Origin of the sequence: Filomicrobium sp., from assembly GCF_025698805.1 — a bacterium.
Taxonomy (GTDB): domain Bacteria; phylum Pseudomonadota; class Alphaproteobacteria; order Rhizobiales; family Hyphomicrobiaceae; genus Filomicrobium; species Filomicrobium insigne.
On sequence record NZ_JAILWT010000004.1, the window covers coordinates 410,155 to 429,533 of the forward strand.

The window sequence follows — 19,379 nt, forward strand, 5'->3', positions numbered from 1 at the left end:
ACGCTTTAATCTATGCGACGCGGCGGTGAAGAGCCGTGTAATTGGCCAGTCGGCTCAAGAGAGCGTGTGCGAGTTCACATTCGCGATTGGCTTGCTGATTTGCTGAGTTCGCATCGATTTCCGGAAGCGTCTTCAGTGACATACGGGCGACGCGCCGTAGAAGTTGCTCTCCAACTCTCGCCCGGCGGTTCGAGAACCGAGAGATCAAGAAATCGAGACGTGCCTGCAGGGCCGCGATCTGTGGTGAAGCGTGCCCCGCGACTTGGAGAGGTGGGAGGACGTCTTCGGCAGCACTGACGAGCACGACCGTTGAAAACAGGTCGGCGGTCGCTTCGTTCAGGCGCTCAAGAACACGATCACATTCTTCGGCGGATAATGCGTCCGCATGCGTTGCGACGAGAACGCTAGAGCGACGGAAACGCGCCGGAAATTCCATGACCTTTCGACGTTCGGTTTCGGTCCAAGCGCGTGTCGCATTGGTGCACCAGATGAGAATGTCTGACTCATCAGCAAGGGCCGTCAGATCGCCCTTTGAAGGTGTGTCAATCAGGTCGAAGGATTTGAGCCTTGGTTCGGGCAATCCGACTTCGATCGCCTTCACATTGAAGTCTTCTAGATCGAGGACCGGATCGAGTGGATCGATCACGCGCCGATCGTCTGCTGTCAGCATGGCTACGCTAACAGAGGTTGCGTAATGCAAGCGCACGGGAATGGCCGTATTAGCTATGACGGCGGCAGGCAGTACAGAAGAGGCTATCAACCGGTTGGCAACAGACGTCTTGCCCGAATTGACCTCTCCCATAACGACCACACACGGAACACGGCGCAACGCGTCGGCCAACCGTTCCAATGCCAGGCGCGTGAAACTCAGGTCCGCTACATCACATACCGGCAACGACAATTGGCGGCGGGCTGCCTCAATCGATTGAATCGTGAGTTCAAGCCTTGCGGTCATGATTACTTACTCGCCGGTTCGGGAAGACGTGGCTGAGGCCGACCGCGCCAAGGAGGTCGCGATCTGCTCGAGTTGCCTATTCAGGGTTTCACAGTGTGCCAAGCGGCTGCGTAGTCGTGCGATCTCGGAAGATTGGTGCGTCACGGTCTCTGTGTCGGCCGTGCCATCCACTGTCTTGGAGAGACTCTCGTGTGTGCGGCTTAGCTCCTGACGGCGCCGATGCAAAGCTTCGATGATGCTGTTGCAGACGCCGAAGGACCATCGCGTCATCATCGAGCTGAATGCCAGCAACTCGGTTTCGGCGCCGCTGACGAGTTCTTCGACAACGGCTTCGAATTCCGAACGGATGAGAGCTTCAACCTCAGCACCACGCTCTTCGGGCGTCGGGCGTTTTGAGAAAAAGGCGGCCCACCAGGAAACTTCGAGATCAACGGCGACGAACGTTGACAGTGAGGTCAACGTTGGCGTCGGCATCGTCAACTGGCTCCAGTCCGGCTCGCGGGGGGCACGCTCCCGTGGCGCAATCATGGACATGAGTTGACGCAGTTCTGGGGTTACGCGTGACTGCAAGTCAGAAATTCGCCGAGCGGACTTCTGAAACCCTTCGGTGAAAATTTCCGCCAAGCTCCGACGCAGCTCGATCGATTCACATTGCCACTCGCGCGGAGCACGCCCCCGGTAAAGCGTATCGATGAGTACATCGCGCTCTTCTGCGGCGTGCACGTCGACTTCGGCGAACAGACGGGAGCGCAGGTCACCGATCTCCTCAGCGACGATCTCGCCCATCTGATCTTCAATCGAACGCCCGGAGCGTTCGATGATTTCAGCGATTTCCTCAAGCTGATGCTGCTCCGCATCGATCTGGCGCATCTGCGTACCAGCACGCTCTGCCGTCGTAATCGCTGCGGAGTGCAGCCGCTCAAGATGCGTCAGCTCGCTAAGCGCGGAATTTTCGCTAGCACGTGCCAGCTCCACATAACACTGAGCTACTTGGCGCAGAACATGTGCGCAGTGGCTCGCGCCCATCATGTCGTTGATGGCGGAATAAATTGCCGGCATTCCTGAACAGACGAACTGCGCGTTCAGCAGATCGGTGCGCTGTGTTCCGTCCGCCGGAGCAGGCTTGAGCAGCTCCTCTCGCCGGATGAGACCGCGTTCGAGGAAATAGGAGAGCGACCGATGTTCAAAAGCGCGTTCGGTCGTCGGCATGTCAGCCCGAAGCGCCGCTGTCGCCCAAAGCGCGCTGCCCGAAATGATAGGAATGTCGGAATCGGGGAATTCGCGTTCAATCCGCTTCCTCACAAACGCTGTGACATCAGCCAGATCAGCTGAAATCTCGGACAGATCATCGATGCGATTGATGAAGATGAGAATGCGCTCTTTATGCAGTCCGCGCAAAATCCGCAGCAACGCAACATCGGCTTCCGATAGCGGCTGTCGGGCCGTAAGCACGACGATGTAAAGGTCAGCGGCCTCTAGGCTGCGGCGCGTTATTTCATCGCGCAGCAGGAAGGGGTCGTTGGTGCCTGGCGTGTCGACCAACATCGCAGGAAATTCGAACGGACCGCCGTCGCAATGGATATCGGCAGAACACGTGATGTCAGAATATTTGCCGGGGAACAGGCCGCTATCATTGTCGACAGGCCCACGCGGCATATCGCCGGAACAAACATAGCCACGCATCAGACCAGCGTCGAACTCGGAGAAGCTGTGCGACTGACCGAGGAGGTTCGTGAATTCGTTACCAAGACGCTGGGCGGCGCGCTGTTTGAGCGCGACCACATGCTGACGCAGAAGATCAGGTTCGAATCCCGGAACAAGCCGTTCGGTCAATTCACGGAGAAGACCGCCGCCGTCCGCTATACGCTGCCACTCCTCTTCGGTGAAGAAGTTGAACTTGGCTGCGGGGTCACCATCCTGACGCCGGCGGAAATGTAAATTCGTAACCGCAGTCGTCCAAGGATTGACGTCTGTCGGCAGAAGCGCAGGTATCTGCGCGAATGCGTTCACAAAGGTGCTCTTGCCAGACTTGATCTGTCCGACCACTGCGATGCGGCAAACCTGCTTCTCGAGCAGCTTGGATGCTTCACTGACAAGCGTTTGACCCGCCGGTTCCACGATCGACTGCAAACGCTCCCCTGCTTCGAGAAGCTCGCGTCTCAGGCTTTCAAGGCGTTTACCGATGCCACCGTGGCGTCGCGGGTCATACATTGGAGCGTCGCTTTTCGCGTCGCCAGGAGCGGTCGCCAACTCAATCACGTGCGCGCTGTCCCCCATCGTCGATACTCCCCGCAATACTAGGTTGCCTCCCCCACTCGACGACGGCGAAGGATAGCTTTAATTGCGGCAGAAATGCATCTTGTCAAAGCGAATCATTAATCCGCGTTGCGCTGATTCGACTGCCATCAACACGAGCGGCGAACCTATGTCGGCAATCCAAATTCGCTAATAAAATTAACCGGTCCGGTTAACGGCAGAGAGAGTCCGCTCTTTTTGCATCACGGGCTCGGACCAACCGGTCGAACCCCACAGTGAGCAACGCTGGCTGCCCATCAATCTATTCTTTTTCGCTAAAGCTCTTATGCCGCAATGTCATCACGCGGAGCATTAATAGATTGCATGCGCGATACGTTGGAAAGTGCGTCGACGGCTTGCTCGCTGGATGGGTTTGGGGGCGGCGTAGAAGGCGCGCTCCTACGCCGCTCAATGGAGCTCTCACGCGCGCCTCCTCAAGCGTCAAGGCGTGGTGCTGAGCGCGTTTAGGTGTTCTTGAGCCGTGTTCACTCCCAATTCCACGGCGCGTTCATACCAGCGCTTTGCTTCGGCGGTGTTGGGATTGGGAGCATCGGAAGAAAAGTGTCCGGCGTATTTTGGATCGTAGCTTGCACCCAGCAGCATTGCCGCAGATCCCGAACCATGACCTGCCGCTCGTTCCAACAATAGCCGCGCGCCTTGCAGACTTCCGTTGTCCAAGAAAACTTCAGCCTTGTCGATCAGATCTTGTGCGTCAGCCGCAGCGAAACTTCCAGCGCCATCATCAGATCCTTCGAGGCCCACTGCGCGGCGTGCCTCTCCCGGTAATTCTACGGTCAAAATGCTACGCGTTAGGGTGTCGCCAAGCGGACCGCGCAGTTCGACATTTAGCTTCATCCGTCTTGCAAAACCGGGGGGCACAGTCAGCTTCAGGCCCGAAAGATAGCGTGCGGGAATCTGCCAAGTATCAAACAACAGCTCGATGCCATGTGAGAATTTGGTTCCGCGCTTCAATCCTGAAACGACAAGATAATAGCCCGTCAATTGGCTGGGATCCGCACCGACGGTGACCGGAAAATCGAGGGGCACACCCGGTTCAGCCTTCACGCTTGCCGGCGTTTCGAATTTCAAGCTTTCAGGAGAGATCGGTGCCGATGGGGCAGTTGGCTGAGATGCTCTTGGCGCGGGCGCCGACTGCAACGGCTGTGGTTCCTGCAAATTGGCAACCGGCGGTGTCTGTTCAGTTGCTTCCGGGCTGGGTGCCTGCACCTCAGGTTCGCTCTCTGTCTTGGTTTCGGGAGCAGAAGCAGCACTTTCAGGAATTGCTTCGTTTGCTGGGGCCGGGGCGGATGGCGTCAGGACGTATTCCGGAGACTTGGACGGCTCGCCCTCCGGCGCGATGCGGGCATCGCCGCTGAACCGGGCAACGTTTTGGCTCGTCGTTCCGTCATCCTGTGGAAGCTTGGATGGCGTCGTTGTGGCCTCTGGCGGCGTCGTTTGCTCAAGGGCCGCTGATGGCGCGGACGTGGGGCCCGCGCTGTCTCCACCATCCGTGTTGGATGCCGCCATATCTGTAGACTTACTGTCGAATGGCAAGCGGTCGAGGCCACCCATAAGCCACATCGTGACAGCTACGGTGGCCAAGGTTGAGACAATCGCGGCTGTGATCGCGGCTGCAACGACAGGGGCTCCAACCCTCTGACGATCCGCTGGTGCAGGTTCGCTTGGTGTTGGAACAGGTCTGGGGAATTCCGGAGCGACTGCAATTGAAGAGGCCGTCGCTCTTTGGACTATCTGGGCGGGATCTGAGACGGCCTCTCCATCCGAAAGGCCTGCTCGCCGTCTGCCAGCAGGCAATGACGAAAGATCGCGCACGCGCGAGGACGCATTTGTTCGTGTCTGCGCCCGCTCAGCCTTTTCCGCCTCGATCCGTTCAAGACGACGCAGCATGCGCTTGAGATCATCTGTACTGGACTTATCCGGCTTGTTCATACGTGCCGCCCCTCACCGTATCGGCCACGTGCGGCACAGGCCAACGCCATCCCGCGCGATCTACACTGCTAAGCATACACTCAAGGGTTGGCAAGCTCGTTCCCCCGATAATACGCTGCCAGGCAAACCGGCCGCGTGGCCTCTTCCAACCATGGCAAGATCTCGTCAATCCGTAGCGTTCGACGCAAATCGGACTGCGCTTAGCCCAGTATTGGGCGTGTCTCGCGCATTATTGTGGCTGAGGTTAAAAAAATACTCTCGACGCGTAGCGAAGAGGTCAAAAGCACTCTTGGCTCTTTACCGGATAGCGGGGCCGCAGTCAGGGGGTACGTTCCGCCCACAAATCGTACTCGTCGGCATGAGCAACACGCGCGGTTACGATATCGCCGGCAGCTACATCCGTATCACCGTTGAGAAAAACACTTCCGTCGATTTCTGGCGCATCCCACTTCGATCGGCCCAGCGCGCCTTCCTCGTCCACTTCATCGATCAGGACTTCGATCTCTTTGCCGACCTTCTTTGCCAAAAGTTTTCGGGATACTTCCTGCTGGACCGCCATAAAGCGGTGCCAACGTTCTTCCTTGACTTCATCCGGCACAGCACCAGGCAGATCATTGGCGATGGCTCCGGCGACAGGCTCATACCGGAAGCATCCTGCACGCGCGAGGCGTGCTTCACGGACCCAATCGAGCAGGAGCGAAAAATCTTCTTCCGTTTCACCGGGGAAGCCGACAATGAACGTCGAGCGTAGTGCTAGATCTGGGCACATATCTCGCCAGCGCGCGATACGCTCGAGCGTTTTCTCTTGATGTGCAGGACGGCGCATGGCCTTGAGCACCGATGGGGAGGCATGCTGGAAAGGGATGTCGAGATACGGAAGAATCAAGCCGTCCGCCATCATCGGGATTACCTCGTCGACATGCGGATAGGGATAGACGTAGTGCAGCCGGACCCAGGCTCCCAATTTTCCCAGTTCAGCGCAAAGATCATAAAAACGCGCCTTGACAGGCCTGCCTCTCAAATTGCTTTCAGCATACTTGATGTCCAGACCATAGGCTGAGGTGTCCTGGCTGATTACCAGGATCTCCTTAACCCCAGCGGCAACGAGACGCTCGGCTTCGGTCAGCACATGTGATGCGGGTCTACTCTTTAGATCGCCTCGAATGCCGGGAATGATGCAGAACGTACAGCGGTTGTTGCAGCCCTCGGAAATCTTCAAATAAGCATAGTGGCGCGGCGTCAGGCGCAATCCCTCAGGCGGCACAAGATCCAGGTAGGGATCATGCAGTGGCGGCACCGCCTCGTGCACAGCAGAAACGACAGCTTCGTATTGGTGAGGGCCGGTGATTGCGAGGACATCGGGGTACTCTGAGCGAATGCGATCCGCATCGTTCCCAAGGCAGCCTGTTACGATGACGCGGCCATTTTCATTTAAGGCTTCACCGATGGCCTCGAGGCTTTCAGCCTTAGCTGAGTCAAGGAACCCGCAGGTGTTGACCACCACTGCATCGGCCCCTTCATAATTTGGCGCGATGGCATATCCCTCAGACCGCAGTTTCGTGATGATACGCTCTGAGTCGACGAGAGCCTTCGGGCAGCCCAACGACACAAAACCAACCTTCGGTGGGTTTGCGAGCTTTTCAGGCATCGCGACAGTTTTAGCGGCAGGCGCCTCGTTCGTTGTCATAAAAATGTACCTTGGATCAACTTGTCTGGCGCGGCAGGCTGGTGCTTGCCTCACCGCTCATGTTCTTGCGGAATCCTGAGCTCGCGGCTGGACATGGCTGTAACGCAAATGCCCCGCCGATACAGCGTGACACCTCGGCACTCGGCCGAGGGGCTCGCCCGAGCCCGCGGTTGACGTTTTGCCGCTCCTTTTCCGCCTCAACAATGCGTGATTGTGGCCGATCTGGACGTTGCCCGCCGCAATTCTAAATCATGTTCACTACGTCCGATTTATCGAACTAATCCCCCTTCTGGAGGTCAGATGATCAAGTCCGCGCTCACCGCAGCAGCTCTCTCGCTTGCCGTCGTGGCTCTTATTGCGCCGGCGCACGCTCAAGTTCCAGCAGCAACGTACAAGCTCGACCCCACCCACGCCAGTGTCACGTGGAAGGTCAAACATATGGGGCTTTCAAACTATACGGCGCGGTTTACGAAAATTGACGCCACCCTTGAGTACAACCCCGACGACAAATCGAAGTCGAAAATCAGCGTGAGCATCGACCCAAAATCGATCAAGACCGACTATCCTTTCCCAGACAAGAAGGATTTCGACACCGAATTGTCGATGAGCGCGGATTGGTTCAACGCCGGCGAGTACGATTCAATCACTTTCAACTCCACCGGCGTCGAGATGACCAGCGATACAACTGCAAAGGTGACCGGCGATCTCACAATGCTCGGCATAACGAAGCCGGTCGTTCTGGATGTCTTGCTCAACGCCGCCATCGAACATCCCATGACGAAAAAGCCCGCGATCGGCTTTTCCGCGACTGGCATGGTCAAGCGTTCCGATTTCGGCATGCTCAAGTACATCCCTCTGGTCGGGGACGAGGTTCAGTTGCTGATCGAAACCGAGTTCCAGACTGAATAAAGCGAGGAACGCGATGGGTGCCGGTATGCGCGATCCCGGGCGGCAGCGATATAGTGCAGCGGCCATAGCCTTACATTGGGCGATTGCCGCTGCGATTTCGCTCCTATTGATCAGCGGTCTGTGGATGACGGACGCTATCGAGGTGCCGGATACTCGGGCCGACGCTTTTGCTGTTTATCAATGGCACAAGTCGCTCGGCCTGACTGTTCTGGTGCTTAGTTTCGCTCGTCTCGCATGGCGTTTGATAAATCCGCCCCCGGGACTTCCCGCTGAAATGGGACGGCTTGAACGGCTCGCAGCGCATACGACCCATGTCGTGTTTTACGTTCTTATGATCGGCATGCCGCTGCTCGGATGGGCCATGGTGTCGGCGAGTGTCTTTGGCCTCCCAACCATCGTGTTTGGCTTATTCGAATGGCCGCATATGCCGATGTTTGCCGAGCTTGAAAACAAGGCGCCGGTGGAAACAGCTCTTAAAAGAGCGCACAGCATCGGTGGCTATCTCATGATAGCGCTTCTCGTCCTGCACGTGTTGGCGGCTTTGAAACACCACTTTGTGGACCGCGATCACGTGCTGACGCGAATGCTGCCCTTTTTGCCGGCACGCCGCGTTCCAAACGAGGAAACTCAATGAACATTTTCAAACGCACAGCACGCGCGCTTGCGGCGTGCGTCGTTGCTGTCGCCGCAGCGCAATTTCCGGCAGCGCCCTCTTTCGCTGCACAAAACTGGGACGTCATCGACGATCAAAGCACCATCGGTTTTGCAGGCACGCACGCCGGGCGTCCGTTTACCGGAACGTTCCAATCATGGGAGGCTGATATCTCCTTTGACCCTTCAGACCTCGCATCCTCGCGGGCCGAGGTCACCGTGGATCTGGCTTCTGCTATCACTGGAGACGCCACTTACGACAAAACCTTGCCGACGACGGACTGGTTTAATGTCTCCCAGATAGCGCAGGCGAAATTCGTGACCACCGATATTTCGCAAGCGGCGGATGGACGCTCGTTCAACGCAGAAGGCTTGCTCTCCATCCGGGGCGTCGACGTCCCGGTCACCTTGACTTTCAACTTTATCGATCAAGGACAGGACGCCCGCCTTGAGGGCACTGCGTCACTGAAACGGCTCGATTTCGGGATCGGCAAGGGATCGGACGCCGATGGGGCCTGGGTGTCGCTCGATATCCCGGTTACGGTCAGCGTTATGCTGAAGCGCGCCGACTAATCTCTCGCTCTGTCTTTTCGCACCGGCACAAGGATTAGAGCTGCTGCCGTCAACCAGCCTTAGTTAGGCCGCAAATGACGAAGAGCACCACAGTGGGTTTGCGCCAACCGGCGCGACCGCTCGATAGCCCAACCGGGGAGGACAGCATGCCTGCCACGTCGACGATTTACCGTATCGCCCATGACCTGAGGAACCTGACGGCATGTGGGGTGGCAGCGCTCATTTGCAGTGCCATCGCAATCCCTGTTTCGGCGCAGCCCGCAAAGGTCGAGGTAGGAGTGCTGAATTGTCATGTCTCCGGCGGATCTGGTTTCATCTTCGGATCGACGAAACGTCTCGACTGCAGATTCCAACGTCCCGGCGCCGACGAACGTTACATCGGCAAGATCTCAAAATACGGGATTGATATCGGATCGACCACGCAGAGCACTATTGCCTGGGCCGTACTCGCCCCAACCAGCAAGGTCAATCGGGGCGCACTGTCAGGAAATTATGGTGGCGTCTCGGGAGAAGCGACCGTGGGTGTCGGCGTCGGTGCCAATGCGCTCATCGGTGGTTCGTCTCAGTCGATCGTGCTGCAACCGCTCAGCGTGCAAGCCCAACAAGGGCTCAACATCGCAGCGGGTATAGCCGCACTTGAATTGAGGCCAGCGCAGTAACTGCGTCAGAACCTCAGGACGCGGAACCATCGCATCACATCAAGGACACTCATGGCTGCCGCTGCGACATAGGTGAAGGCGGCGGCCCTTAGGATTTTACGCGCGGAGCCTAAATCTTCCTCGCGAACGTAACGTCCGGCTTTCAGGAGCGGCAACGCGCGAGAGAAACTAGCGTCGAACTCCACCGGCAGCGTTACGGCGTGCATGAGAATTGTGCTTCCGAGGATGAGCACGCCCGCCACCATCTGCATCAGCAAAAGAAACGGCGCCTTTGTCAGAATCATAACAACAGGCGCGGCCAGCATAACGATGGAGCCGATCCGTTCGACGGCTTGCGCCTGACGGGCCATCCGTGTGCGCGCAGCTAACGGGGCATATCCGGTGGCATCCTGCATCGCGTGGCCAACCTCATGAGCGGCGATGACCACAGCTGAAAGCGAGCGTCCGTTCAGATGCTGGGCCACAAGTCTTACAGTTTTCGTGGCGGGATCGTAGTGGTCGCCATGGTTCGTCGGCTCCACCTTAACATGCGTGAGATTCATCCCATCGAGCAGATGGCGTGCAAATTCACCTCCTGTGCCGGGAAAATCGGACCGCTCATCGGAATGGGCTTCGATCACCCTTTGCACCCACAGCTGCGGCAGATAGGCAAGCGCGAAAACACCAGCGATAAGTACGAGAGCGATTACCAAGAGAGCCGTCCCCTTTGTCTGTTCAAGCGGGCCTGACCAACGGCGGGTTTCAGGCAGCTGATCTCCAGAACTTTACATTGCCGACAAGCAGCCGAAACGGCCCCTGCCTCACAGTGTATCGGGATGGCTCGAAGCGAACCAGCATGACAGGGAATGGGGATATTAAGCTATGTCAGACCAGGAGAACACGGCGTAGCCTCATCCATGGAGTTGGACGTGACGCCGGACTAAATGGCAAAACTCGTCGAAATCGCTGTCAGAGCAAGGATCAGTTGAACACATCCATCGCCGCCCCGTTAGGAAGAAGGGCACTCAGCTCCAGCCTCGATCCAGAGTGCGACCAGTTCGCCGAACTGTTTTTGTGTGCCCGGAACCGGAGCGCGGTCACCTCCAGGGTGCCAACCCCAGCCGACGAGGCTGTCTTCCGCCATATGCTTGTGGAGGGCCTTTAGATCCTTCCCGCCGTTCTGTTCCGGATCTTTGATTTGATGGCAGATCTCACCCAGCGTCTTGCCTTCCCAGGCCATGCTCTTGGGCGCGAGATGCCACGCCGGATCACCCGGCACACCCGCAGGTTCGACATTTCGCGACATGTGGCAGACCGTGCAGTACATGCCTGTAACGCCAAAGTTAGCTTCGCCGCGTTGTACGGGCGGTTCGTGCACTTTCATGGCTTCGCCTTGGAGAGGACTGTCGCCAACCGGATGGCAATTCACGCAACGAGGATGCTGCAGGACCTTGCCCATTTCCTCAAATATCGCCACGGCCCGTTCCTTAGCATTGGGAATGGCCTCGAATGTGGCTTTGTCTTTGAGCTCAGCGGCGCTTGCGCCGGCGGCCAGTATTGCTGTCGCGAATAATCCGCAAAGCGTCGGAACAGTAAACGGACGCATGTCAGACATTCTCCTGTCGCTTATGACTGCACATGGCGGGTAAACGGCAAATGTCTCACAGGTGTGCCGGTGAGTTTTCGCCACGCGTTAGCGACAGCCGGAGAAATGGGCGGCGTTCCCGGCTCACCCACCCCTGTCGGAGCTTCATCTGACTTGATGATGGTGACCTCGACGTCCGGCATCTCGTTGATGCGCAGAGAGCGATAGGTGTCGAAGTTGGTCTGAACGACACGCCCTTTGTCCAAGGTGATCTCGGCGTAGAGTGTATGCCCCAGACCGTACCCGATGCCCCCTTCCATCTGCGCACGGATCACATTGGGATTGACGGCAACACCGCAATCAACGGCGCACCAAACTTTGTGGACACGCGGAAGCTTGTCCTTTCCGACCGAGACTTCGGCGACCTGAGCGACATATGTGTTGAAAGACTTGTGCAAGGCAACGCCGCGTGCCCGGCCTTCAGGGACCGCGGCTCCCCACCCGGCCAGTTCGGCAACAGCCCGCAGCACGCCAGCATGACGGGGATTTTTCTCCCCAATAAGCTCCAGACGGCCTTCGACGGGATCTTTATTGGCCATCGCCAAGAGTTCATCGAGGAATGTCTCGACGACGTAGGCATTGTGTGTGTGACCAACGGAGCGCCACCAAAGCGGCGGGATAGCGAGTTTAGTCTGGTGCGTACTGATGCGAAGATTGCCGATTTGATATGGTATATCTTCGGAACCTTCGGCGACTGTTGGATCGATGCCATCCTTCATCTGCGCGGCGAACGGCGTGCCTTCGATGATCGATTGGCCGACGATCACTTGGTCCCAAAGTGCGATGTTCCCGGCTTGGTCGACCGCGCCCTTCAATCGGTGAACGTAGAGCGGACGGTAGTATCCGGCGTGGAGATCATCCTCGCGTGTAAAGACGAGTTTTATAGGCTTTTTTCTGCCCAGCGCCTTCGCCGCTTCCGCCGCTTCCGAAGCCACATCCGCATTCGGTGTTGCGCGGCGACCAAAACTTCCACCCGCCATCATCGTGTTCAGCTTCAGTTCCTCTGGGCGACAACCGAGGATCTGAGCCGCTACCGCCTGATCGACGGTTTGCATCTGAGTGCCGGCCCACGCCTCACCACCCGACGCATCCGCCTCGATTAAAAAATCGAGGGGTTCCATTGGAGCTTGTGAGAGGAAGGGAAAGACGTACTCCGCTTGAAGCGTCTTAGCATTTTCAGGTAACGCCTTTTCCGCATCACCTTCTTTTCTCACGACGCGCCCGACCGTCGCGGCCTTCTTCTTATAGTCGGCAACGATCTCATCGGTAGATCGAGTCTCGGCCCCCGTCTCGTCCCACTCGATCTTCAACACATCTCGCGCGGTTTTTGCGGGCCAAAAGCCTTTTGCATAAACTGCGACGCCTTGCGGGATCTTCTTGACGTCAACGACGCCCTTGATCTTGCGGGCATCCGTATCGTCCACCGACTTCACCTTGGCGCCGAACAGCGGTGGCCGCGCAATGACGACCGTCAGCATATCAGGGCGCGTGGCGTCCATCGTGAATACCGCTTTACCCGTTGCTTTGTCCTGTGTGTCGAGCTTCGGCCGATCCGTGCCAATGAGTTTGAAGTCAGAGGGCGATTTCAGGCTAGGTTCAGCCGGGGGCGACCGTTTGGACGCGGCGTCCGCGAAGTCTCCGAACTTTCCTGTCTTGTTTGATACCTTGTGGGAGATGATGCCGGCTTCGATGGTGATCTCTTCCGCAGGGACCTGCCAGGTTTCAGCGGCGGCCGCGACAAGCATCGCGCGGGCGGCGGCGCCGGCCTTGCGCATTTGCTCGTAGGAATTGGCCATGGCGGTCGAACCGCCCGTGCCTTGAATGCCAAAAGCGAGATTTTTGTAAAGTGCCGTATTCGCAGGAGCCAGCTCTCCGCGCATTTGCGACCAGTCGGCATCCATCTCTTCAGCAACCAATGTCGTCAATCCCGTCAGGGGACCTTGGCCGAATTCTATATGTTTGACGAGAACGGTCACGGTGCTATCGGGTGCGACGCGCACGAACGCATTTGGTGCGAATGCAGTATCTGTAGCGCCTCCTTTGATGACGGCAGCAGCCCCCGATTGGGCGCGCGCACGCATCGGCAGGACCATTGCTAAAACCAAACCGGCGCCAGTTGCGGCGGCCCCACGCAAAACTGTTCGGCGATCGGCTTCGATCACGGATTTCAACATATTCTACGCCCTCCTCAGCCTTTGAGTTCAGCCGCAGCGTTCTTGATCGCCTGGCGAATGCGTACGTATGTGGCGCATCGGCAGATGTTTCCCGTCATGGCGCCGTCTATGTCTTCATCAGTGGGATCGGAAATGTCTCGAAGCAAGGCGACTGCGGACATGATCTGTCCGGATTGACAGTATCCGCACTGAGGGACGTCGATTTCCACCCAGGCCTTCTGAATGGCGCTTGCTTCCGGGCCTTCGACACCTTCAATCGTGGTTATATCGCTGCCGTTGATCAGTTCGACGGGCGTGACGCACGAACGCTGCGGCATACCATCAACGAATACGGTGCACGCTCCGCATTGAGCCACGCCACAGCCGAATTTGGTGCCCGTCAGTCCGAGTTCGTCGCGCAGGACCCACAATAACGGCGTATTAGGGTCGACATCGACCTCCCGCGGTTCTCCATTGACGTTGAATGTGATGGCCATGGGTCCCCTCCTTTGAGGTGGAGTTTAACTTTTGCGGAAATTGCGCCAATCCAGAGGATTGATGTGACCCTGAGCAAAAATAACCCTGACGACAACCATACAACGGAGCGAACGGTTCCATTCAGCAAGGATAGGTTTTCAGATGGTAACGGCTTAGGACGTCCTGGGAGTCAGTCGGATAGGGGCTACGATCAAACCTTGCGCGTCTTCCATTAGCATAGCCTCAACCCCATAGACGCGAGATAAATTTTCTGTGGTCACAACCTTAGACGCCGGCCCGTCCGCGACGATCTTGCCCTGTGAAATGAGGATGATGCGTTGGCACCAGCGCGCCGCCAGAGGGAGTTCATGGAGGGACGCGATGACAGTCCGTCCACTCTTCGCAATCGCCGCAAACGTCTCTACCAAGGCAATCTGATGTGCGGGATCAAGACCTGCTGCCGGCTCGTCAGCGATGATGATCGGTGTCTCTTGAGCCAACACGCGTGCCATGAGCACACGTGCCATCTCGCCGCCTGACAGCTCTGTGGCGCGGCGATGGGCAAGTGCCGTAATATCCATGCGCTCCATGGCGTCAGCAACAATTGCACCGTCGGCCATCGTCATTTTCGCGAAGGGCCGGCAATGGGGAAGGCGGCCCAGAGCAACGATCTCCGTGACTGACACCGGCCAGGCAATATCACGGATCTGCGGGAGATAGGCGAGACTGCGCGCGCGGCCTTCTGCGCCTAGATCGGCGAGCGGCTTGCCGTCTAGCGTGATCCTCCCCTCATAAGGAATCTCTTGCGTGATCGTGCGCAGAAGTGTCGATTTACCCGCACCGTTAGGGCCGAGCAGGCCAACGAATTCACCACCCTCCATGTTGAGCGAAACGCGATCAAGCACTTTGCGGTCACCGAGCGTGACGGTGACATTGTCTAGGGAGAGACGGCTCATAATAGGGTCCGCCGTGTCTTGATGATCAACCAAAGGAAGAACGGTGCGCCGACAAGTGCGGTCAATACGCCAAGCTTGAGATCGCTATCAGGAGCTATGAGGCGGACGGCGATGTCTGCGGTGAGCAGCAAGGCCGCGCCAGACAACGCGCTAGTCAAGAGCAAACGGCTTGGCCGGGAACCGACCAACGGCCGCATGAGATGGGGGACCACAAGGCCAACAAAACCGATCGCGCCGGAAACAGAAGTGGCAGCGCCCACGCTAATAGCCGTACCGAACACCACCAACGCTTGAACGCGATCAAGACGTATCCCGAGACTTTTCGCTGTCGCTTCGCCAAGGGTCAGAGCATCGAGGGACCGACCTAGGATGGCGATCATGCCCCAGCCGACAAGCATGAACGGTCCGGCAAGCCACACGTGGCTCATCGAGCGATCCGCCAGGGAGCCAAGCATCCAATATACAATCTCAAGTGCCGCGAACGGATTCGGTGACAAATTGAGTGCGAGCGCCGTCATCGCACCAGCAAAACTTGTGACCGCTACACCTGCGAGGATTAAGCTTGCGGCGTCGCTCCTTCCTCCTGCCAACAAGCGCACAACCAAGACGGCCACGATGGCGGCTGATAGCGCAAGCACCGGCAAAGAGAGCGGCAGAACAATTACAAGACCGGTGTAGATCGCCAAGACGGCACCGAGGGAGGCGGACGCACTGATACCTAACAGACCCGGCTCTGCGAGCGGGTTCCGCAGATAGCCCTGAAGCGCGGCTCCCGTCAGCCCCAGACTCGCACCAACCATCACCCCCAATATGGCGCGTGGGAGGCGAATCTCGCGCATGACAAGTGTCACTGCGTCGGTAGAGCTTCCCGAAACCAGCGCTACGAGGCTATCGGTAAAGCCAATGGCGGCTGGGCCGGTCAACAACGATACTCCGAACAGGAGGATTACGAGTGCAGAGAGTATCGCGATGAGGGCTGGGTAGGGCATCGGCACGGTCATTGCCTCGTCGCACTCCGATCATGAATCGTGGTGACGGCGGCACGGGCAGCGGAAAGATCACGGATCAGATCAATCAAATGCGGTGTGGCGCAGATCCATCTGTTGGTGGCGGACATCGCTTTGGCCGAGGTCGCTTCGAGAGCACGCAGAGCCGGGTGGGCAAATACCTGCTGCGCGAGAGCTGGCGCTCCTTCCCAAGTGGTATCGGTCACGACCAAATCAGGTGCAGCCATGACGAGCTTCTCCAAGGGCAACTTAGCGGTGCCGCTTAAGCCGAATTGGACGGCTATGTTATCCAGGCCCGCGGCTTTCAGGACCTCATTGGCTAGCGTACCCACGCCAGATGTATAGCTATTGGCGTGGAACAGCGCCGCCGTTCGGCGGGGTCCCGGACGCTTTCGAAGCTGGGCGAGATCGGCATCAAACCGGGCGAGCAACTCGCGCGCTCGTTCGGGACGATGCAAAGCATCGCCCATTCGTTTGATATTGGCACGCATGTCGGAAAACGAATTTTCGAAGGGAAACTCGACAACTGGGAAACCCAGCCGCTCCAGCATCGCCACTGTGGTTCGTGTCGTCATGGCACCAACGAGTATGAGATCGGGCCGCATCAAGAAGACTTCTTCAGCCAGGCCATGGTTAGGCTTGTAGGCGCGCGCCTGCTTGGCCATCATCGACATGCTGGGATCGGAGGCCAAATTCGATACTGAGTAGAGCTGTCCCGGCGCCGCGATCATCATCGCGAGCTGGTCTGTACAGAGGTTCATGGAAATGACCCGACGAGGTGCAGTCGGGTCACGGTTATCGCTCTCAGCGGACGCTATTCCCGGGAGCGGGAAGGAAAGAGCTAGCAGCACACCGAGCGCCGCGTACCATGCGCTTAGCTGACGCAAGCGCATGGTTGCCCCCAAGCGTTCAGTCCGGCCAAAGGTCCATGCGCAAGCCGCCATAAATCGCCAGATCGGATGTGCCGTAGCCATAGGCGGTCTGATAGTCCTCGTCGAGCAGGTTTTCGCCGCGGATGTACGCTTCCATGCCAGGCCGGAATTCGTAAGACACCTTTGCATTCAGCAGCAGGTAATCATCGAGTGGCACGATGCCCAATCCGAAGATCTCATCCACGTTCTCCGTCACGTATTTCGCTGTGACATTGAGCTTAAGCTTATCCAGCGGCTGCGCATCGATGCCGAATGCAAAATTGTGACGTGGCACACGCGGTAGCGGAAGTCCATTCTCCCGCTCCGTCTCCGTAAACGTATAGGCCGCACTGATGGCCACGCGATCTGTCAGGAAGGCGCTCGCCGCAATCTCCACGCCGTTGCGATAAGTAACGCCCGGCACGTTCATATATCCGGTCGTATAAGCAATCAGGTTCTCGGTATCGAGTTCAAAATAGGTCACGCCCAGAGTGGCACGGCCATCGAAAAAGCCCTGCTCGATGCCCGCATCCCAGCTCACGCTTTCTTCCGGGTTTAGATCGGGATTAGCGCCAAATGGACCGTAGAGTTCATTAAGGCTGGGCGTGCGGAAGCCCGTTGAGTGGCTGGCACGAATTTTGGTGTCGGTCTCTGTGAAGAGATAAGCGGCCGTGAGCCGATGTGTATTGAAGTTGCCGAATTCGCTATGGTCATCAATGCGGCCGCCAAACGTGAGCGTCAAGTTGTCGATGGGTTCGACCATCAGCTGGGCGAAGGTGCCGAAGATGTTGGCCTCGTCGCGCTTTCCAGGAGCGTTAAAAGACTCCGCTCCGGTTTCCTCCCAGTCGGCGCCAGCAAGAAGCGAAAGAGACTCGTTAAAGCTGATGACGCCGTTGTACTCGGCCTTAACGCGATCACCATTGTACCAAGTCACCGGGGCAAACACCGAGCTGCTCACATCATCGCGTTCGATCTTCATACCTTGCAGCGCGAAGGTATTTTTGAAGCGTCCTTCGAACAGCTCGATGTTGGTGCCGACCCGACCGGCGAACTGAGACGTCTTACCTTCCTCGATGGGGCTGTCGACCGGACCAGAGGCATCGTATTCGCCTTCTGCGTTAAAGGCGCGCGTTGCGAAGAAGACTGTGATGCCGTCAGCGACTTTCATTTCACCGCGGCCGGAAAATGTCAGATTATTGTAGCCGTCGTCCTCCGGCGCATTGTCCGCTGCGGAAAAGCCCTCGGTATCAATTCCCAAAAGGCTGAACGAGATATCTCCGCGATCTGTCGCATAGCCCGCGGTGGTCGCGCCGCGCCAAGTGTTGTAGGCGCCGTATTCAGCCGCAACCGATTGAGAATACCCCAGCTTCGTCGCGCGCCGCGTATCTATGGACACGACACCAGCTACGGCATCGCCACCGTAAAGCGTGCTTTGCGAACCTTTCAGGATTTCAATGCGTGCAAAATCGTCCACCAGAAGGTGCTCGAATCTTGCTGACGTCTGCGGTGCGGAGGGGTCGCTAATATCCATGCCGTCGATCAGAATTTTTACATAGTTCTGATTGGCGCCGCGCATCGTTATACCGGTGGTGGATCCCGCCGGACCATTGCGGGTGAAATTCACGCCGGGAACCGTCTCCAGGTAGTCCTGCAGAAACGGTCGCGACTGCTTTTCAAGATCCTCCTGCGTGATAAGAGAAACCGACGAACCAACAGCGGCTGCATCAGTCGGTGTACGGTTCGCCGAAAAAATGACGATTCCGGGCAGCATGATTTCGCCTTCTTGGGCGAGAGCCGCTTCACTGGCTAACGCTGGCAAAACGACTATCGCCGTAAGCGCCAACCAACTAGAACACTTGAGCGTATTGGCGCTTGTTGTTCCGCCTTTAAAACTCTTTCTCATCAACATCGTGACCACTCCGTTTCCCGCATTGGATCGGTGCGAAAAGCGGCAGAGCCAAATCAATGAAATCGCGATCGAAAGTGGACTACGTCATCGGTATCCGGCTCTCGGCCGGCAACAAATATCTCGTCGTGCGTCGGTGCAATCAAAGCTCACGCCGCATTGTCGAGATTCACGCTAGTCGGACTTGCTCCGCAGAACCATTGCTCAACCCGTGCTTCTCTTCACATGGGTCGCCACAACGGACATCCGCTCCCAAGCGCGCCCCGCGCGAGGAATGGGCGACACGCCACTGGCAGGTCTCCTGGCTTGCAGCTCAGACGCATCAGGTCCTTCCTTCCCAGTTCTCCAAACACAGTGGAGAGCCCAGTGGATTGAGGATGACGCTCGCCGCTTACAGTTGCGGGGGCAGCCGCGGCTTATCGCAAATGTTTGCGAGACCGCGTTCCCTTTTCATTCAGTGGGCTTCGGCCCGCTGAACACCAATAGCGCAGGCAACAAATCAGTTGGCTGTAGGAGAGTCAATCTGCGCGAGGCCGCAACATGTGGAGTCTCGCTTCGAGACTGGCGGAAAGGGCACACGTCTGGCGTGTGGCTGGAATGTTCCCCAACGAAAAGAGGACCCGGGCCTATGGCCGGGTCCTCCCGATAGCTTCTGCCTTTTATCTC

16 protein-coding genes and 1 riboswitch are annotated in these 19,379 nt (G+C 57.6%); of the genes, 4 read left to right on the forward strand and 12 right to left on the reverse strand.

All coding sequences use genetic code 11. From position 1 onward, the window contains the following. Positions 1-10 precede the first annotated feature (10 nt). From K5845_RS12920 to rimO, 4 genes are all read right to left on the reverse strand, one after another. Positions 11-955, reverse strand: coding sequence for a dynamin family protein (locus tag K5845_RS12920; protein ID WP_090226159.1), 945 nt, complete (start codon positions 953-955; stop codon positions 11-13). Between the two features lie 6 nt (positions 956-961). Beyond that, positions 962-3,232 (reverse strand): dynamin family protein, encoded by a 2,271-nt coding sequence (locus K5845_RS12925; protein WP_287959152.1) that lies wholly within the window; start codon positions 3,230-3,232, stop codon positions 962-964. A gap of 459 nt (positions 3,233-3,691) precedes the next feature. Beyond that, complete coding sequence (locus K5845_RS12930; RefSeq protein ID WP_287959153.1) at positions 3,692-5,200, reverse strand: SEL1-like repeat protein; 1,509 nt, start codon at positions 5,198-5,200, stop codon at positions 3,692-3,694. A gap of 319 nt (positions 5,201-5,519) precedes the next feature. Then, positions 5,520-6,848: a 30S ribosomal protein S12 methylthiotransferase RimO gene (gene rimO / locus K5845_RS12935; protein ID WP_046480167.1), complete on the reverse strand. Its 1,329-nt coding sequence runs from the start codon at positions 6,846-6,848 to the stop codon at positions 5,520-5,522. A 339-nt stretch (positions 6,849-7,187) separates the two neighbouring features. On the opposite strand from rimO, the gene K5845_RS12940 reads away from it, so the two are divergent. The 4 genes from K5845_RS12940 (at position 7,188) to K5845_RS12955 (ending at position 9,679) form a co-directional block, all read left to right on the forward strand. Next, positions 7,188-7,796 carry a YceI family protein gene (locus K5845_RS12940; RefSeq protein ID WP_046478022.1) on the forward strand — a complete coding sequence of 203 codons (609 nt, stop codon included), beginning with the start codon at positions 7,188-7,190 and terminating at the stop codon, positions 7,794-7,796. Between the two features lie 13 nt (positions 7,797-7,809). Continuing rightward, positions 7,810-8,430, forward strand: coding sequence for a cytochrome b (locus K5845_RS12945; RefSeq protein WP_046478021.1), 621 nt, complete (start codon positions 7,810-7,812; stop codon positions 8,428-8,430). Then, positions 8,427-9,020 (forward strand): YceI family protein, encoded by a 594-nt coding sequence (locus K5845_RS12950; RefSeq protein ID WP_046478020.1) that lies wholly within the window; start codon positions 8,427-8,429, stop codon positions 9,018-9,020. The genes K5845_RS12945 and K5845_RS12950 overlap by 4 nt, the downstream gene beginning before the upstream one ends. Positions 9,021-9,166: 146 nt before the next feature. After that, a complete protein-coding gene (locus K5845_RS12955; protein WP_052743799.1) occupies positions 9,167-9,679 on the forward strand; it encodes a DUF992 domain-containing protein in 513 nt (170 codons plus the stop codon). Between the two features lie 5 nt (positions 9,680-9,684). Here the strand turns inward: K5845_RS12955 and K5845_RS12960 are convergent, their stop codons facing one another. The 8 genes from K5845_RS12960 to K5845_RS12995 form a co-directional block, all read right to left on the reverse strand. Next, on the reverse strand, positions 9,685-10,371 hold the full coding sequence (locus K5845_RS12960; protein ID WP_287959154.1) for a zinc metallopeptidase: 687 nt from the start codon (positions 10,369-10,371) through the stop codon (positions 9,685-9,687). 296 nt (positions 10,372-10,667) lie between these two features. Beyond that, positions 10,668-11,264, reverse strand: a complete 597-nt coding sequence (locus K5845_RS12965; protein ID WP_046478018.1) for a hypothetical protein — start codon at positions 11,262-11,264, stop codon at positions 10,668-10,670. A 20-nt stretch (positions 11,265-11,284) separates the two neighbouring features. Continuing rightward, entirely contained in the window at positions 11,285-13,477 is a 2,193-nt protein-coding gene (locus K5845_RS12970; protein WP_046478017.1) for a xanthine dehydrogenase family protein molybdopterin-binding subunit, read from the reverse strand. Positions 13,478-13,491: 14 nt separating this feature from the next. After that, positions 13,492-13,953, reverse strand: a complete 462-nt coding sequence (locus K5845_RS12975) for a (2Fe-2S)-binding protein (protein ID WP_046478016.1) — start codon at positions 13,951-13,953, stop codon at positions 13,492-13,494. A gap of 153 nt (positions 13,954-14,106) precedes the next feature. Then, positions 14,107-14,889 (reverse strand): ABC transporter ATP-binding protein, encoded by a 783-nt coding sequence (locus K5845_RS12980; protein ID WP_287959155.1) that lies wholly within the window; start codon positions 14,887-14,889, stop codon positions 14,107-14,109. Further along, on the reverse strand, positions 14,886-15,890 hold the full coding sequence (locus K5845_RS12985) for a FecCD family ABC transporter permease (protein ID WP_046478014.1): 1,005 nt from the start codon (positions 15,888-15,890) through the stop codon (positions 14,886-14,888). The genes K5845_RS12980 and K5845_RS12985 overlap by 4 nt, the downstream gene beginning before the upstream one ends. Beyond that, positions 15,887-16,789 carry an ABC transporter substrate-binding protein gene (locus tag K5845_RS12990; protein WP_046480165.1) on the reverse strand — a complete coding sequence of 301 codons (903 nt, stop codon included), beginning with the start codon at positions 16,787-16,789 and terminating at the stop codon, positions 15,887-15,889. Before K5845_RS12990 ends, K5845_RS12985 begins: the two co-directional genes overlap by 4 nt. A 16-nt stretch (positions 16,790-16,805) precedes the next feature. After that, the gene (locus K5845_RS12995; RefSeq protein ID WP_287959156.1) at positions 16,806-18,578 is read right to left on the reverse strand and encodes a TonB-dependent receptor plug domain-containing protein; all 1,773 of its coding nucleotides are present in this window, start codon (positions 18,576-18,578) and stop codon (positions 16,806-16,808) included. Positions 18,579-18,987: 409 nt separating this feature from the next. Next, a riboswitch (cobalamin riboswitch) is annotated at positions 18,988-19,212 on the reverse strand. Positions 19,213-19,379: the final 167 nt, after the last annotated feature.